This is a genomic window from Novosphingobium mangrovisedimenti (genome assembly GCF_025153475.1).
Classification (GTDB): Bacteria; Pseudomonadota; Alphaproteobacteria; order Sphingomonadales; family Sphingomonadaceae; genus Novosphingobium; species Novosphingobium mangrovi_A.
On sequence record NZ_JANZXA010000013.1, the window covers coordinates 76,984 to 91,650 of the forward strand.

Below are 14,667 nucleotides of genomic sequence, written 5' to 3' on the forward strand. Positions count from 1 at the left end.
TTAGCGCAACTCCCGGTTGTCGCATAGGCTGCATGGGCCTATCTCGTGGCCATGCGCTCGATCCTCATCAAGGCCGCCCTGGCTCTGCTCACCATTATCCTGATCGTGATCGGGGTCATTGCCTGGGCCCAGTATTCGAACACCTCCGACCTGCCGAGCGATGCCACGGCGGGCAAGGATCCGGAACTGGTAGAGCCCGATCCGCAGACCATTCCGAGCGTCAGGCTGGTCAAGCCGGTCGGCTGGGCCGAGGGTGAGGCGCCCAAGGGTGCGGATGGCCTGGCGGTGAATCGCTTCGCCGAAGGGCTCGATCATCCGCGCACCATGCTCACGTTGCCCAATGGCGATGTTCTCGTAGCCGAGACCAATGCGCCTGCCGGCAACAAGCCAGAGGGTATCACGGGCATGGTGATGCGCTGGGCCATGGACAAGGTCGGCGCGGGCGAACCCTCTCCGGACAAGATCGTGTTGCTGCGCGACGCCGATGGTGACGGGAAGGCTGAGCAGAAAGTCGATTTCCGCACGGCCGACATGCACTCGCCATCGGGCATGGCTTACGGCAACGGCAAGCTCTACATTGCCAATCACGATGCCATTCTCGAATTCCCGTTCGAACCGGGCCAGACCATGCTCGAAGCGCCGGCAAAGAAGCTGATGGACCTCTGGCCCGGCGGCAATCACTGGATGCGCAATCTGCTGCTGAGCGAGGATGGCAAGCATCTCTATGTCGCGGTCGGTTCGGCCACCAACATCGCCGACAACGGCATGGAGGAAGAAGCCGGGCGCGCCGCGATCTGGGAGATCGATACCGACACCGGCAAGCGCCGTCAGTTCGCGGCCGGCATGCGCAATCCCAACGGCATGGACTGGAACCCTTCGACGGGCGAACTCTGGGCGACGGTGCAGGAGCGTGACATGCTCGGTCCGGACCTCGTGCCCGACTACTTCACGAACGTGCCGGTGGGTGCGCAGTACGGCTGGCCCTGGGTCTACTGGAAGACGACTTTCGATGACCGTGTCGAATGGCCGATGCAGACGTACATGATCGAATATACGCGCAAGCCCGAATACGCGATGGGTGCGCATACCGCTGTGCTCGGGATGGTTTTCAACAAGGGTGGAAACCGCATGGGCAAGGCCTTCGACAATGGTGCCTTCATCGCCCGCCACGGTTCGTGGAACCGCCGTCCGCCGGTCGGTTACGACGTGGTGTTCGTGCCCTTCGACGCCAATGGCAATCCCAAGGACGTGAAGCCACAACCGGTCCTCACAGGGTTCCTGATGGACGGGGGCAAGACGCATGGCCGTCCGACCTGGGTAGCCTGGGACAAGACCGGCGCGCTTCTGGTCAGCGATGATACTGCCGGCATCATCTGGCGGGTCATGAAGCCGGGGGCTGACCCTTCGCCGCAGGTCAAGCCGGTCGAGACCGAGCACCTGAAGCCGCTCGAGGAAATCAAGGACCCGACCCTTCCGGGCGCCAGCGAAGAACTCGAAGCGGGTTTTCGCGCCGAGAAGGACAAGTTGCTGCCCTGAACGGGTGCTAGATGGCCTTGCCTGCGCGCCCGGCCAGTTCGTTGACGTATTGCCACGCGACACGCCCCGAGCGGGCGCCCCGACGGCGCGACCATTCCAGCGCGTCGCCGGATTCCCATTCCAGGCCGAATTCCTGCGCGTAACCGCCGATGATCGAGAGGTAGGCGTCCTGATCGCAATTGTGGAAGCCGATGGAGAGTCCGAAGCGGTCAGCAAGGGCCAGACGGTCGTCGACCACGTCGCGCGGATTGATCGGATCGTCCTGTTCGGACATCGAGCGCGCAACGATGGCCCGCCGGTTTGAGGTAACGGCAAGGCGTACGTTGGCCGGTCGCGCTTCTACGCCGCCTTCGAGCCAGGACCGCAGCAGGCGCGGACCTGCGCCATCGTTTTCCTCGAATCCCAGGTCGTCGATGAAGACGAGGAAGCGGCGGTCGATCCTGCCGAGTGTCGCGAACAGTGCGGTAACACCTGAAAGCGCTTCCTGCGCGACCTGAACAAGGGCGATCCCACCCGGATGGGCGTCCTGCGCCGCCCGGATCGCAGCCCGCAATACCGCCGACTTACCCATGCCGCGCGAGCCCCAGAGCAGCATGTCGTGCGCGGCGTGGCCGGCAGCGAGGCGTTCGACATTGGTGACGACGCGTTCCTTCTGGGCGTCGATTCCGCGCAGCAGGTCCAGCGCCGGGGCATCGAGGTGTTCGACAGCACGCGCCGAGCTGCCGGTCCAGACATAGGCAGGATGCGCCAGCCAGTCGCAGACCGGGCCCGATGGCGGCGCAAGACGCTCCAGCGCGTCGGCAATGCGGGAGAGGAGGACACCGTGATCGTGCTGGGGAGAGGTCATTCGCGCGCTTTTCCTTGGCATTCGTCGCGCGCGGCTATAGCGGCGGGTCATGGAACACGCCAGCCGACCCGTCATTCTGCCTGCCGGCGCGGAAGGAATTGCCGAGGCCGCGCGTATCTTGCGTGAGGGCGGGCTGGTGGCCGTGCCGACCGAGACCGTCTATGGCCTCGCCGCCCGTGCCGACCGCGATGCGTCGGTGGCTGGGATCTACCGGGCCAAGGGCCGTCCCAGCTTCAACCCGCTGATTGTTCACGTGGCGGACCTTGCCTCGGCGCGGTGGCTTGCCGAATTCGATGATCGGGCGGTGAAGCTTGCCGAAACATTCTGGCCGGGTGCCCTGACCATGGTCCTGCCGCTGCGCGAGGGGGCGCCGATTGCCGATGCCGTCACGGCGGGTCTTCCGACTGTTGCGCTGCGTTGTCCGGCACACCCCGTCATGCGCGCGGTCATTGCCGGGGCCGGCCTGCCGCTGGCGGCGCCGTCCGCCAATCGCAGTGGTGGCGTGAGCCCGACGACGGCGGCGCATGTGCAGTCTTCACTGGGCGACCGCATCGACGCGGTCGTCGACGGCGGCGCGTGCGAAGCGGGTCTCGAATCGACGATCGTGGCCTTGCGCGGGGATGGGCGTTGGCAGGTTCTCCGGCCCGGTCCGATCTCCGAAGCGCGGATCGCGGCGGTACTGGGCACGCCGAGTGAAGCAGTGACGTCACAGGCGGTCGAGGCACCGGGCCAGCTTGCAAGCCACTATGCTCCGGGAAAGCCGGTACGCCTGAACGCCCGGAAGGCAGAGGCGGACGAGTTCCACATCGGCTTCGGCGATGTGGCAGGCGATGTCACGTTATCGGACACGGGCGATCTGGCTGAAGCGGCCGCACGGCTCTATGCACTGCTGCACCACGCGGCCGCAGCGCCGCAACCCCGTATCGCCGTTGCGCCGATTCCCGGGGAAGGCATCGGAGCCGCCATCAACGACCGTTTGCGCAGGGCCGCGGCCTGACGGGACTCAGTAGCTCGTCTGGTAATGCTGCATGTCGGCGTAGTCGTTGCGTGCCTTCAGGCAGGCCTCGTCGTCGCCTTCGTCGCATTCGCGCAAGTGTTTCTGGTAGCGACGGTCCAGCTTCGCGAGCTTCTCTTCACGCTCGCGTATCTCGCGCCCGCGTTTCTCGTCGGCTTCGGACTGGCTTGTCGTCGCCAGGTCGACGGCCTTGCCGGTGACGCGCACCGGGGCGGTGACGACCTTGGTGGCAGTGCCGATGCAGCCGGAGAGGAGCGGGAACAGGCCGAGCGCCAGGGCGGGGAAAAGGCGGATCGAGATCATGCGCCGTTGATCTCATGATCGGGCCGATGTGGCAATGAACGATCGTCCATACGAAGAAGGCCGCCTCCTTGCGGAAGCGGCCTTCTTGGCTTGCGAAATCGCCTATTCAGGCGCTTTCGGCGGTTTCGTAGTACTTGGGTGCGTGCTCGTTGAGGATCGCGAGGATCTTCTGGAGCGCTGCCGGTTCGTCGGTCTTTTCCATGGCCGCGAGTTCGCGGGCCAGACGCGACGAAGCCGCCTCGAAGATCTGCCGTTCGGAGTAGCTCTGCTCCGGCTGGTCATCCGCCCGGAACAGGTCGCGCGTCACTTCGGCGATCGACACGAGGTCGCCCGAGTTGATCTTGGCTTCATATTCCTGGGCGCGGCGCGACCACATGGTGCGCTTGACCTTGGGCTTGCCCTTGAGGGTATCGAGTGCTTCGCGCAGGGTCTTGTCCGAAGACAGCTTGCGCATGCCGATCGATTCTACCTTGTTGACCGGAACACGGAGCGTCATACGCTCCTTTTCGAAACGCAGAACATACAGTTCGAGCTGCATCCCGGCAATTTCCTGCTTCTGCAACTCGATAACACGGCCTACACCGTGCTTCGGGTAAACGACATAATCTCCAACATCGAAGGCATCGGCCTTGGTTGCCATGTATCGTCCTTTCACCTGCAAGGTTCTGCCAGTCACGTGCCGAGAGATGTCCAGGCGGTGCGACAAGGAGGCACAAGACGCCTCCGCCACCCGGTCAGATTACTCTCCCAACCGTCTGCTTTCGAACCTTGCCTCGCAATGAAAACGCCTGCCAAACGAGCAGAAGGCTCGGGCAGTTGAAGGATTATATAGCACCGATGTGACAAAATTACCAGAGGTGAGCGAACGTTTCCGTTCCGCTCCCCTCACGGCATGCCGAAACGAGACATTTCGGCCTTCGATAGCGGTCGTCAAGCGACCGATTTGCGCCCTGGAACCGAACCGCGGAGCGGCCGTTGCCGCCCCGTATGCCGGATCAGTCGCCTTCGCCGGGCTCGGGCGAGAAGTACTTTTCGAACTTGCCTTCCTGATCCTTGAAGTCGTCGGCATCGGCCGGCGAATCCTTCTTGGAGGTAAGGTTGGGCCATTCGGCCGAGTACTTGGCGTTGAGTTCCAGCCACTGCTCGAGGCCGTTTTCGGTATCGGGCAGGATCGCTTCGGCCGGACATTCCGGTTCGCACACGCCGCAATCGATGCACTCGCTCGGGTTGATCACGAGCATGTTCTCGCCTTCGTAGAAGCAGTCCACGGGGCAGACTTCGACGCAATCCATGTACTTGCACCGGATGCATGCGTCGGTGACGACATAGGTCATTGCTGCGAATTCCTTCTCTCAGGCATCATTACGATTGGCTGCTGCTATGAGATCAACCGGCCTGCCGTCAAGCACTCTGTAACAGGCTTGCGCTTCCACTGCCGGTCCGCGCCGGGAGGGCAGGGCAAGGACCTCGATCACGCGCACGCTCGCCCCGAAAGGTACTGTCAGCACGTCACCGGTGGTGATTTTCTGGTGGGCCCGGTCGATCCGGCGCCCGTTGAGCCGCATGTGGCCTTCTTCAGCCATCGCCTGGGCGACGGGGCGGGTCTTGGCCAGCCGCAGGTACCACAGCAGCTTGTCCACCCGCATTACCGCACCATGTCGGCCAGTGCGGCGAAGGCGCTGTCCTTGCGGACCGCGGCGGGCCGTTCCTGCTGCGTCTGGCGGCGCGGCGGGCGCCAGCGCCAGCGCACCGGGGCGGGCGGGCCATGGGCACCCTCGGCCAGCGGTCGCGGCATGATCGGCTGGAAGCCTCCGAGACGCAGCAGGCGCGAATAGCTCGATGTCGTCAGTCCCATCGATACTGCACGTGCAGGATCGAGCTTGAAGTCGCGGGCCTTGCCTGTACCGCGCGCCTCGTGTGCCTCGCGAAGCAGCTTTTCGGCCATGTCGAGCCGCACCAGTTGCTTGCCCAGGTTGCGGTAGCCGGGCACGTGGCCGTGCTGCGTTGCCGGCAATGCGGGCGGCATATCGGTTTCAGGTGCGCTGGAAGCCGTTTTCTTGCCGGCGATCCGTGCAAGCTGGCGCCACAGATCCATCGGGCGGGGGCGCAGCATGGCGGGCACGAACACGTCGAGCGTGCCGACCCGCACGCCGAGCCGCGCCAGCATCGTGCGACGCTGCTTGTCGAGCCGGTCTACCCCGGATTGTTCGCGTGACGTCATGCCGCCATGTTCGACGAGCGTGATGAGCAGGGCGCGCAGGTCCGGCCCGGCATCCTCGGCGCGGCTGGCTTCGTCCAGCTTGGCAAGGGGGGAGAGCGGTTCGAGTGCCTGTTCAAGCCAGGTTTCCAGCGCTGCGACGAGCGCCTTGCGCGAAGGGCCGGGAATGGCGTCGAGCGTGCGCTCCGGCACCAGAACCGGCGCAAGGATCGAGCGTCCCTCGGAAAGCGTCGCAATAGGCTCTGCGTCCCACATGAGGGTGCCGGCATCCAGCGAGATCTCGGCCGAACCGGCATGGATCGCGTCTGCCAGCGCGTCTGCCCGGGTTTCGAGCAGCGAGGCCAGGTGCTTTTCCGCCGCGGACAGCAAGAGCTTGCGATCCGACAGCCGTGCGCCGGGATCGACCTTGAAGGCGAAGCCGCGCAAGCTGCCGATGTGCTCGCCCTCGACCAGGACTTCCTCGTCCTCGAGCCGAACCGAAAGCAGTCCGGAATCGGGTCCAAGTTTCTTCATAAGTACGGCGGTCCTGCGATTGATGAAGCGTTCGGTGAGCTTGCCGTGAAGTGCATCGGAAAGTCGAGCCTCTACTGCCCGGGCGCGGGCGGCCATTTCGTCGCGGGCGAGCACCCAGTCCGGCCGCTGCGCGATGTAGGCCCACGAACGGATGGCGGCGATGCGGCCCTGCAGCGTGTGAATGTCGCCGCCGGTACGGTCGAGCTGGGCGATCTGCGCGGCCACGAAGTCGGCCCCCAGTTCACCCGTGCGCAGATCCTGCCACAGCCGGGCGACGAAGCGTGAATGGGTCTCTACGCCCTGCTGGCGGAAATCGGGCAGGCGGCACACCTCCCAGAAGCGCTCTACCTGTGCGGAGCCGCGTACGGTACCGGCCACCGCAGGGTCTTCGGCAAGGCGCTTGAGCACTGACAGGTCGATGGCCTTGGGGGCGGGAGCCAGTTCCGGGCGCAGGGGAGGAGACTCAAGCGCGTTGATGAGCGTCTCGATGCTGTCGAAACGCGGTTCCGGCTCGCGCCAGAACAGTTTCGTCAGCGGGGGGAAGCGATGTTCCTCGATCGCATAGATTTCTTCCGGCTCGAACTCGGAATCGTGCGCCCCCGATCCGCTGAGCGTGCCGAAGGTCCCGTCTTTCTGGTGTCGTCCCGCGCGTCCGGCGATCTGCGCCATTTCCGCCGTGGTCAGGCGGCGCTGCCGCTGCCCGTCGAATTTCGAAAGCCCGGCAAAGGCGACATGCTCAACGTCGAGGTTGAGCCCCATCCCGATCGCGTCGGTGGCGACGAGGTAGTCGACCTCGCCCGACTGGTAGAGCGCGACCTGCGCGTTGCGCGTCTGCGGGCTGAGTGCGCCCATGACGACGGCCGCGCCGCCGCGAAACCGCCGCAGCATCTCGGCGATGGCGTAGACCTGCTCGGCCGAGAAGGCGACGATGGCACTGCGCGGGGGAACGCGGCTGATCTTCTTGGCCCCGGCGTGGGTCAGCGTGGAAAAGCGCGGCCGTGTGACGATCTCGACCGCCGGCACCAGGGCCTTGACCATGGGTTCGAGCGTCGAGGACCCGAGGATCATCGTTTCCTCCCGGCCGCGTGCGTGGAGCAGGCGGTCGGTGAAAACATGGCCGCGCTCGCGATCCGCGGCCAGTTGCGCTTCGTCGATGGCGACGAAGGCCATCGAACGGTCCATGATGGGCATGGCCTCCGCCGTGCACAGCAGGTAGCGCGCGTTCGGGGGGTCGATACGCTCCTCGCCGGTGATCAGGGCGACGTTCTTCTCGCCCTTGATGTGGCAGACGCGATCGTAGACTTCGCGGGCCAGCAATCGCAGCGGAAAGCCGATCATGCCGCTGGAATGCGCGCAGAGGCGTTCGATGGCGAGGTGCGTCTTGCCGGTATTCGTCGGCCCGAGCACCGCCTTCACCCCGCCAGGGGCATCGTGTCGCGACGAAACATGCGGCGCCATAACCATTACGCTTGCAAATGTGGCATTGCCGTCCGCCGCTCGCAAGTGTCGACTCACCGAAAACAACCCCTGAAATCCACAGTCTTAGGGGGGGATTAACCTTGAGTGCCTAAGGGTTTTGCGCGAGGTCAGGGCCTAAGCTCTTGGTCTCAGGGGTTTGATTGACGGGTTGCAACGTCGCTTAGAGACGGGGAACGGGGCGTTTTGTTCAAGGCGCTGGATCAAGACTGCGAAGACATCGGCGAGAATGCGGCCAATGCCGCAGTCCTCACCCATGCGCAGGCGCTGGAAGAACCCGGCGCTCCGTGGTTGCGGCCCGTGCACGACGAATCCGAGGCTCCGGCAAGCCCGGGCCTTGCCGAGCGTTTTGCCAATCGCTGCCGCAAGCTCGAGGCTTGGTGTCACCATGTCGATCTGGCGCCCGACCTTGCCAATGACATCGGCAGCCGCAAATGGCTGCGTGGCCTTGCAACGCTGGTAGGGCTGAGTGCGGTGGCTGTGGCCATGTGGCCCGATTTCTCCGTAGTCGAAGCTGCCACGGCCGTGCCGGCTGAAAGCCGCGAACGCGATGAGTTCCGGAGCCAGACGATCGCCCCGCTGGCACTTGGCGCGGACAGCGGCCGCCACATGGGCGCCAGCCCGCTGGTACGCCCTCTGGCCAAAGTGCCCGAACGGCCGACTATCCAGCTGGTTTCGACGCTGGGTCAGGGCGACAGTTTCACGCGCATGCTCAAGCGGGCCGGGCTCGGTGGAAGCGACATCTCCCGCGTGTCCGATCTGGTCGAGAGTGCCGTTCCGATGGATGAAATTGCATCGGGAACACAGTTCGACATCACCCTGGGCCAGCGACCCGCATCGAACGCACCACGTGCGCTCGATTCCATCGATTTCCGCGCCCGCTTCGATCTCGATCTTTCGATAGAACGCGATGACGGCGGCAATCTCGCCGTTGTTCGCCATCCCATCGCCGTCGACGAGACCCCGCTGCGCATCCGTGGCACCATCGGGTCCAGTCTCTACCGCTCGGCACGCAATGCCGGTGCGCCGGTCGCCGCGATCCAGGCCTACCTGCGCGCGGTCGACAAGTATGTCAGGCTCGATCATGATCTCGGCGCGTCCGACGAGTACGACATGATCGTGGCATACAAGCGCTCGGCCAGGGGCGAACGGCAGGTCGGCGACCTGCTCTATGCCGGTATCGAGCGCGACGGCAAACCGCGTCTGCAATTGCTGCGCTGGGGCGACAGTGGCGACATGTTCTCGGTCTCCTCGATCGACAAACCGCGGGCGGTCCCGATCGGTCAGCCGGTCGCTGGCCGCATAACCTCGCGCTATGGCATGCGTCGCCATCCGATCCTCGGTTACACGCGTATGCATGCCGGTATCGATTTCGGAGCGCGCTACGGTTCTCCGATCTACGCAGTGGCGGATGGCACGGTGACATACGCCGGGCGCCATGGTGGCCACGGCAACTATGTTCGCCTCCAGCACGCCGGGGGTCTTGGCACGGGATACGGGCACATGAGCCGCATCGCCGTTTCGTCCGGCGCGCATGTGCGCGCGGGGCAGGTGATCGGCTACGTCGGCTCGACCGGCCTTTCGACCGGCCCGCACCTGCATTTCGAGGCCTATCGTGGCGGCCATACGATCAATCCCGCGAACATCCAGGTTTTCGCTCGCCCGCAGATTGCCGGCAAGGATCGCGATGCCTTCAAGGCTCGCCTTACCTCGCTGCTGACGGTTGAACCGGGCGCGGCCTTGGGGTCTATAGCGCCGGTGGCAAGCGAACAGGCGGAGGCCGAGCGGGAGATCGACCGGCTCGCCCCGAAGAAGATCGGATAGTCCGCGGCGGTTTCGGTCGATTGGTGCATGCGCACCCGGTAAGTCCCGGAACAAGGGCACGCGCGTTACTTGCAATTGAAACCTACCGGCTTTTCCGGCAATCACGCGCCCATGTCCGGAAGCTATCCCCATACCCGCCTGCGCCGCGTGCGCGCCACGGCCTGGAGCCGTGCCATGCACCGCGAAACGATCCTCACGCCTGCCGATCTGATCTGGCCGCTGTTCGTGACCGAAGGGGAGGGCGTCGAACAGCCGATCGCCTCGCTCCCGGGCGTCTCGCGCTGGTCGGTGGACCAGATCGTGGTGCGCGCGAAGGAGGCGGTGGACCTTGGCATTCCATGCCTTGCTCTGTTTCCGCATACCCAGCCCGAACGCCGCAGCGACGACGGTAAGGAAGCCCTCAATCCCGATAACCTGATGTGCCGCGCAATCCGCGCGATCCGCGATGCGCTGGGCGATTCGGTCGGCCTGCTCACGGACGTCGCGCTCGATCCTTACACCAGCCACGGGCAGGACGGGCTGATCGACGATGCCGGCTACGTTCTCAATGATCAGACGGTGGAGGTCCTCGTCGGGCAGTCGCTCAACCAGGCAGCGGCCGGTGCCGACATCATTGCCCCGTCCGACATGATGGACGGTCGCATCGGCGCGATCCGCGACGCGCTGGAGGATGATGGGCACATCAATGTCCAGATCATGAGCTATGCCGCCAAGTATGCCTCGGCCTTCTACGGCCCGTTCCGTGACGCGGTCGGATCGCGCGGGTTGCTAAAGGGCGACAAGAAGACCTACCAGATGGACCCGGCCAACACCGAGGAAGCGCTGCGCGAGGTGGAGCTGGATCTGGCCGAAGGTGCGGACAGCGTGATGGTCAAGCCCGGCCTGCCCTATCTCGACATCGTGCGCCGCGTGAAGGAGACCTTCGAAGTTCCCGTCTTCGCCTATCAGGTGTCCGGCGAATACGCGATGATCGAGGCTGCGGTTGCCGCAGGTGCGGGCGATCGCGACGCGCTGGTTCTCGAAACCCTGCTGGCTTTCAAGCGCGCGGGATGCTCGGGCGTGCTGACGTACCATGCGGCCCATGCCGCGCGCCTGCTGAATGGGTGAGCTGAAGAAACCTTTCCGTCTCGAAACCGAGCGGCTCGTCCTGCGTGACTGGGCGCCCGGCGATATCGACCGCTTTGTGGAAGGCACCAATACGCCGGCCGTCATGCGCTGGCTCGGCGGCCTTCTCGACACGGCGAAGATCGACATGCTGGAGAGCCGGTTGATGGCCTTCCAGGTCGAATACGGGCACACGTTCTGGATCGTCGAGCGTAAACAGGACGGCGAGATACTGGGGTTCTGCGGCCTAAAGCGCGTCGATGCGCCGAATTCGACGATCGCCGGCGAATTCGAGATCGGCTGGCGCCTGCGGGAGGATGCCTGGGGTAAGGGCTATGCGAAGGAAGCGGCCACCGCATCGCTTACGGCCGGTTTCGAGCGCTTCGGTGCGCGGACCATCTACGCCATCACGGTGATCGGCAATACGGCGAGTTGGGGCTTGATGAAACGGCTGGGCATGGCTCGGCGCGAGGATCTCGACTATCCCGACAGCCGCTTCGAGCTGCCGCTTCGGGATACCATTGTCTACTCGATCGAACGCGACATTTGGCTGCGAAGGTGTTCACCAGATCGTGCCTGAATTCCGGCTGGTAACCGAGCGTCTGGTCTTGCGCTCCTGGCGCGGGGAGGATGTTGCGCCTTTTTCCCGCATTTGCGCAGACCCCGTGGTCATGGCGACACTTGGTCCCGTGCTGGATCTGGAACGAACGCGTGCGTTGGTGGACCGTGAATGCGGCTATGAGGCGCAGTGGGGCCACACTTTCTGGGTGGTTGAACGGCGCGAAGACCATCGCTTGATCGGGAAGTGCGGTATTGTGCGGGGTCGGATCGACCCTATTCTGGACAAAGTGGAGATGGGGTGGCGTCTGGCCTCCGACTGCTGGGGCCATGGCTATGCGACCGAGGCGGCACGGGCCTGTGTCGACTGGGCTTTCGGCCATCTCGATGACGATGCCGTCTGGGCAGTCACGGCTGCCGCCAACCGGGGGAGCCGCGCGGTGATGGATCGCATCGGGATGCAGCACTTGCCCCGTCTGGATTTCGATCATCCCGCGCTGGCCGAGGACGATCCCTTGCGGCCGCATGTCACCTATCGGCTCACGCGGCTTGCCTGAGGGGCTGTCCCTGGCGCATGGAGATCCGTACTCGAGCCTGAGAGGACTTATGACCGAGCGTACCGACATCACCCTGGCCGCCATCAACGGCAAGGCGCCGCGCATCCATTCCAGCGCCTTTATCGCGCCGGGCTGCCGTATCATCGGCAATGTCGAGATCGGGCCCGATGCCAGCGTTTGGTACAATTGTGTGATCCGGGCGGACGTGCACCGCATCGTCATCGGCGCGCGCACCAATATCCAGGATGGCACCGTCGTCCATTGCGACAGCCCCAAGCCGAGCAACCCGGACGGTTTCCCGACGATCATCGGCGATGACGTGCTGATCGGGCACATGGCGATGGTCCATGGTTGTACGCTGGAAGACCGTGCTTTCGTTGGTCTCGGCGCGATCGTCATGGACGGCAGCTACATCGAATCCGACGGCATGCTGGCGGCCGGTGCCATGCTGACCGGCAAGCGCATCGGTGCCCGTCAGCTCTGGATGGGCCGTCCAGCCAAGTACCTGCGCGATCTCGACGAGGCCGCTGTCGAGGGTAACCAGGCCGGTGTGAAGGGCTATGTCATCAATGGCCGCATGCACGCCGAGGCGCTTGGTCTGAAAGACTGATGGCGCGACCGAAAGCGACGTTGCCCGACGCCGATGCCGTCCGCGCGCTGGTCGATGGCGAGGGGCGGCTGGCTGTGCGGGTGACGCCCGGAGCCAGAATCGAGGCGCTGGAAATCGCCGAGGGCAGGCTCGTTGCCAAGGTCCGTGCCAAGCCGCAGGATGGCAAGGCCAATGACGCCGTAAGGGCTCTGCTCGCCAGCGCACTCGACCTTGCGCCTTCGCGGCTGGAGCTGTTGCGCGGCGCAACTTCGCGCGAGAAGCAGTTCAGGGTGGACGTCTAGGCGCTGCGGTCAGCGCTCCGGGGTTTCCCATTCGGGCGCCTTGAGCTTGCTGTCGCGCAACCGGAGTGCAAGGCCCAGCGCCACGCCGACGCCGATCGCAACCGTCAGGTCTGCCAGTACGGTTAGCACGAGAGTGAGCAGCAGCAGTGCGCGGTCCTCCAGCGGGGCCGACCAGTAGTGCGGCCACTTGTGCGGTTCGCTCATGTTCCAGGCCGTGATGATGAGCAGCGCGGCCAGCGCGGGCATGGCCAGATATCCGGCGAGCGGGGCGGCGACCATCAGCACGATCAGGATCGTTGCCGCATGAACTATACCGGCGATCGGCGTGCGTCCGCCGGCGCGCACGTTGGTGGCAGTGCGTGCGATCGCGCCGGTCGCTGGCAAGCCGCCGAACAGCGAGGACGCGATGCTGGCCCAGCCCTGTGCCAGGACTTCGGCGTTGGGGCGGTGCTTGGCGCCTTCGAGCATCCTGTCGGCGACCATGGCCGAAAGCAGGGATTCGATGGCGGCAAGGAAGGCGATCACCATGGCCGACGGCAGCAGCTCGGTGACGCGGGCGAGCGTGATGTGGGGCAGGGCGGGAACCGGCAGGTGGTTCGGCAGTTCGCCGTAGCGGGAAAAGATCGTGTCGACCGACTGGTGCGTCAGCGCCAGGACCAGCGATACGCCGCCCAGCACGAAGATCGGTCCCGGGATGCGGGGAAACAGACGGCGCATGATGACGAGCAGCGCCAGCGTCGATGCGCCGGCCGCCGTGGTGGCCCAGTCGATCGTGCCGCGCGCGGCCCACAGGGCCTGGATCTTGCCGATGAACTCGGCCGGCACGTGTTCCGCCTGCAGCCCGAAGAAGTCCTTGAGCTGGCCGCTGGCGATGATCACGGCGATGCCGATGGTGAAGCCGTTGACGACGGCTTCGGGCACGAAGGTGATCAGGTTGCCCACGCGCAGCAGCCCGGCGATCAGCAGGATCATGCCAGCCATCAGCGTGGCGAGAACCAGCCCGTCGTAGCCGTGCTGGGCGATGACGCCATAGACCACGACGATGAACGCGCCGGTCGGCCCGCCGATCTGCACCCGGCTGCCGCCGAGGAGCGAGATCACGAATCCGGCGACGATGGCGGTGAACAGACCCGCCGCCGGGTCGGCGCCAGAGGCGATGGCGATGGCGATGCTCAGCGGAATCGCCACCATGGCAACCGTGATGCCGGCGAAGAGGTCGGCAGCGAACAGCCGTCCCGTATAGGTCGGCAGAGTCGTCAGCAATTTGGGCTTCATGGAGTCAGATTACGCGCCCGCATGCATTTTATGCAAGCGCGATCCACCTTGTGTCATGACTTTGTGTCATGATTTTCCCATGCCGTTTGCCAGATCGGCGAGCACGTCGCCCATCGCCTTGGCCATGTCTGCTGGCTGGGGATCGACGTCCGCGATGGCGCGTTGCATGGCTTCGGCCCATTGCGCGCCCAGTGCCTTGCTGATGGTGAAGGGCTTGTGGATGCTCATCATGCAGCGGCCCGGATTGGCTTCGAACCAGTCGCGCGGGCCGCCGGCCCATCCGGCCAGGAACTTCGGCAGCGATTCGCGCATCGGGGTCAGGTCCTCGGCATGGATGGCGCGCAGTTCGGCATAGGCCGGGTCCTGTTCCATGAGGTCGTAGAAGCGATTGCAGATTGCCTCGAACACCGGTGCGCCGCCCAGACGGTAGAAGGGCGTGTTGGGCGTTTCGGCGGCGGGCTTGGCTTCGATTTCGACGGTCACGGGCTGATCTCTCCGGGTAACAAGGGGGCTTATGCTGCCTTCCTAGCGCAAGCGTTTCACGTGGAAC

General features: G+C 64.9%; 16 protein-coding genes. 8 read left to right on the forward strand and 8 right to left on the reverse strand.

Annotated elements, in window-relative coordinates; all coding sequences use genetic code 11:
* Positions 1-51: 51 nt before the first annotated feature.
* Positions 52-1,536 carry a PQQ-dependent sugar dehydrogenase gene (locus NZK81_RS17300; RefSeq protein ID WP_260047407.1) on the forward strand — a complete coding sequence of 495 codons (1,485 nt, stop codon included), beginning with the start codon at positions 52-54 and terminating at the stop codon, positions 1,534-1,536.
* A 7-nt stretch (positions 1,537-1,543) separates the two neighbouring features.
* Here the strand turns inward: NZK81_RS17300 and NZK81_RS17305 are convergent, their stop codons facing one another.
* Positions 1,544-2,383, reverse strand: coding sequence for an ATP-binding protein (locus tag NZK81_RS17305; protein WP_260047327.1), 840 nt, complete (start codon positions 2,381-2,383; stop codon positions 1,544-1,546).
* Positions 2,384-2,432: 49 nt separating this feature from the next.
* Between NZK81_RS17305 and NZK81_RS17310 the strand changes: the two genes are divergently transcribed.
* A complete protein-coding gene (locus NZK81_RS17310) occupies positions 2,433-3,380 on the forward strand; it encodes an L-threonylcarbamoyladenylate synthase (RefSeq protein WP_260047328.1) in 948 nt (315 codons plus the stop codon).
* A gap of 6 nt (positions 3,381-3,386) precedes the next feature.
* Here the strand turns inward: NZK81_RS17310 and NZK81_RS17315 are convergent, their stop codons facing one another.
* The 5 genes from NZK81_RS17315 to NZK81_RS17335 form a co-directional block, all read right to left on the reverse strand.
* Positions 3,387-3,701, reverse strand: coding sequence for a hypothetical protein (locus tag NZK81_RS17315; protein ID WP_260047329.1), 315 nt, complete (start codon positions 3,699-3,701; stop codon positions 3,387-3,389).
* A 106-nt stretch (positions 3,702-3,807) separates the two neighbouring features.
* Positions 3,808-4,341, reverse strand: coding sequence for a CarD family transcriptional regulator (locus tag NZK81_RS17320; RefSeq protein WP_260047330.1), 534 nt, complete (start codon positions 4,339-4,341; stop codon positions 3,808-3,810).
* Between the two features lie 355 nt (positions 4,342-4,696).
* Positions 4,697-5,035: a ferredoxin FdxA gene (fdxA, locus tag NZK81_RS17325; RefSeq protein WP_260047331.1), complete on the reverse strand. Its 339-nt coding sequence runs from the start codon at positions 5,033-5,035 to the stop codon at positions 4,697-4,699.
* Between the two features lie 18 nt (positions 5,036-5,053).
* Complete coding sequence (locus NZK81_RS17330) at positions 5,054-5,347, reverse strand: RNA-binding S4 domain-containing protein (RefSeq protein WP_260047332.1); 294 nt, start codon at positions 5,345-5,347, stop codon at positions 5,054-5,056.
* Positions 5,347-7,890, reverse strand: coding sequence for a helicase-related protein (locus tag NZK81_RS17335; RefSeq protein ID WP_419181708.1), 2,544 nt, complete (start codon positions 7,888-7,890; stop codon positions 5,347-5,349). The genes NZK81_RS17330 and NZK81_RS17335 overlap by 1 nt, the downstream gene beginning before the upstream one ends.
* Positions 7,891-8,094: 204 nt before the next feature.
* On the opposite strand from NZK81_RS17335, the gene NZK81_RS17340 reads away from it, so the two are divergent.
* The 6 genes from NZK81_RS17340 to NZK81_RS17365 all read left to right on the forward strand — a co-directional run bounded on the left by NZK81_RS17340 (position 8,095) and on the right by NZK81_RS17365 (position 12,842).
* The gene (locus NZK81_RS17340) at positions 8,095-9,732 is read left to right on the forward strand and encodes a M23 family metallopeptidase (protein WP_260047334.1); all 1,638 of its coding nucleotides are present in this window, start codon (positions 8,095-8,097) and stop codon (positions 9,730-9,732) included.
* Between the two features lie 111 nt (positions 9,733-9,843).
* Positions 9,844-10,839 (forward strand): porphobilinogen synthase, encoded by a 996-nt coding sequence (hemB, locus tag NZK81_RS17345; protein ID WP_260047335.1) that lies wholly within the window; start codon positions 9,844-9,846, stop codon positions 10,837-10,839.
* Positions 10,832-11,416: a GNAT family N-acetyltransferase gene (locus NZK81_RS17350; RefSeq protein WP_260047336.1), complete on the forward strand. Its 585-nt coding sequence runs from the start codon at positions 10,832-10,834 to the stop codon at positions 11,414-11,416. The genes hemB and NZK81_RS17350 overlap by 8 nt, the downstream gene beginning before the upstream one ends.
* Positions 11,409-11,951, forward strand: a complete 543-nt coding sequence (locus NZK81_RS17355) for a GNAT family N-acetyltransferase (RefSeq protein ID WP_260047337.1) — start codon at positions 11,409-11,411, stop codon at positions 11,949-11,951. The genes NZK81_RS17350 and NZK81_RS17355 overlap by 8 nt, the downstream gene beginning before the upstream one ends.
* A 49-nt stretch (positions 11,952-12,000) precedes the next feature.
* Complete coding sequence (locus NZK81_RS17360) at positions 12,001-12,561, forward strand: gamma carbonic anhydrase family protein (protein WP_260047338.1); 561 nt, start codon at positions 12,001-12,003, stop codon at positions 12,559-12,561.
* Entirely contained in the window at positions 12,561-12,842 is a 282-nt protein-coding gene (locus NZK81_RS17365; RefSeq protein WP_260047339.1) for a DUF167 domain-containing protein, read from the forward strand. The genes NZK81_RS17360 and NZK81_RS17365 overlap by 1 nt, the downstream gene beginning before the upstream one ends.
* A 9-nt stretch (positions 12,843-12,851) precedes the next feature.
* On the opposite strand, the gene NZK81_RS17370 is transcribed toward NZK81_RS17365, so the two are convergent.
* Both NZK81_RS17370 and NZK81_RS17375 read right to left on the reverse strand, forming a co-directional pair.
* Positions 12,852-14,117, reverse strand: a complete 1,266-nt coding sequence (locus NZK81_RS17370) for a SulP family inorganic anion transporter (protein ID WP_260047340.1) — start codon at positions 14,115-14,117, stop codon at positions 12,852-12,854.
* Between the two features lie 66 nt (positions 14,118-14,183).
* Positions 14,184-14,600, reverse strand: coding sequence for a group II truncated hemoglobin (locus NZK81_RS17375; RefSeq protein ID WP_260047341.1), 417 nt, complete (start codon positions 14,598-14,600; stop codon positions 14,184-14,186).
* Positions 14,601-14,667: the final 67 nt, after the last annotated feature.

What these genes read in the sequence shown, in the direction of transcription:
- hemB (WP_260047335.1), top strand. Translation starts at nt 9,844, where the DNA reads ATGTCCGGAAGCTATCCCCATACCCGCCTGCGCCGCGTGCGCGCCACG.
- NZK81_RS17315 (WP_260047329.1), bottom strand. Translation starts at nt 3,701, where the DNA reads ATGATCTCGATCCGCCTTTTCCCCGCCCTGGCGCTCGGCCTGTTCCCG.
- NZK81_RS17310 (WP_260047328.1), top strand. Translation starts at nt 2,433, where the DNA reads ATGGAACACGCCAGCCGACCCGTCATTCTGCCTGCCGGCGCGGAAGGA.
- NZK81_RS17330 (WP_260047332.1), bottom strand. Translation starts at nt 5,347, where the DNA reads ATGCGGGTGGACAAGCTGCTGTGGTACCTGCGGCTGGCCAAGACCCGC.
- fdxA (WP_260047331.1), bottom strand. Translation starts at nt 5,035, where the DNA reads ATGACCTATGTCGTCACCGACGCATGCATCCGGTGCAAGTACATGGAT.
- NZK81_RS17305 (WP_260047327.1), bottom strand. Translation starts at nt 2,383, where the DNA reads ATGACCTCTCCCCAGCACGATCACGGTGTCCTCCTCTCCCGCATTGCC.
- NZK81_RS17320 (WP_260047330.1), bottom strand. Translation starts at nt 4,341, where the DNA reads ATGGCAACCAAGGCCGATGCCTTCGATGTTGGAGATTATGTCGTTTAC.
- NZK81_RS17350 (WP_260047336.1), top strand. Translation starts at nt 10,832, where the DNA reads ATGGGTGAGCTGAAGAAACCTTTCCGTCTCGAAACCGAGCGGCTCGTC.
- NZK81_RS17365 (WP_260047339.1), top strand. Translation starts at nt 12,561, where the DNA reads ATGGCGCGACCGAAAGCGACGTTGCCCGACGCCGATGCCGTCCGCGCG.
- NZK81_RS17360 (WP_260047338.1), top strand. Translation starts at nt 12,001, where the DNA reads ATGACCGAGCGTACCGACATCACCCTGGCCGCCATCAACGGCAAGGCG.
- NZK81_RS17370 (WP_260047340.1), bottom strand. Translation starts at nt 14,117, where the DNA reads ATGAAGCCCAAATTGCTGACGACTCTGCCGACCTATACGGGACGGCTG.
- NZK81_RS17335 (WP_419181708.1), bottom strand. Translation starts at nt 7,890, where the DNA reads ATGGCGCCGCATGTTTCGTCGCGACACGATGCCCCTGGCGGGGTGAAG.
- NZK81_RS17300 (WP_260047407.1), top strand. Translation starts at nt 52, where the DNA reads ATGCGCTCGATCCTCATCAAGGCCGCCCTGGCTCTGCTCACCATTATC.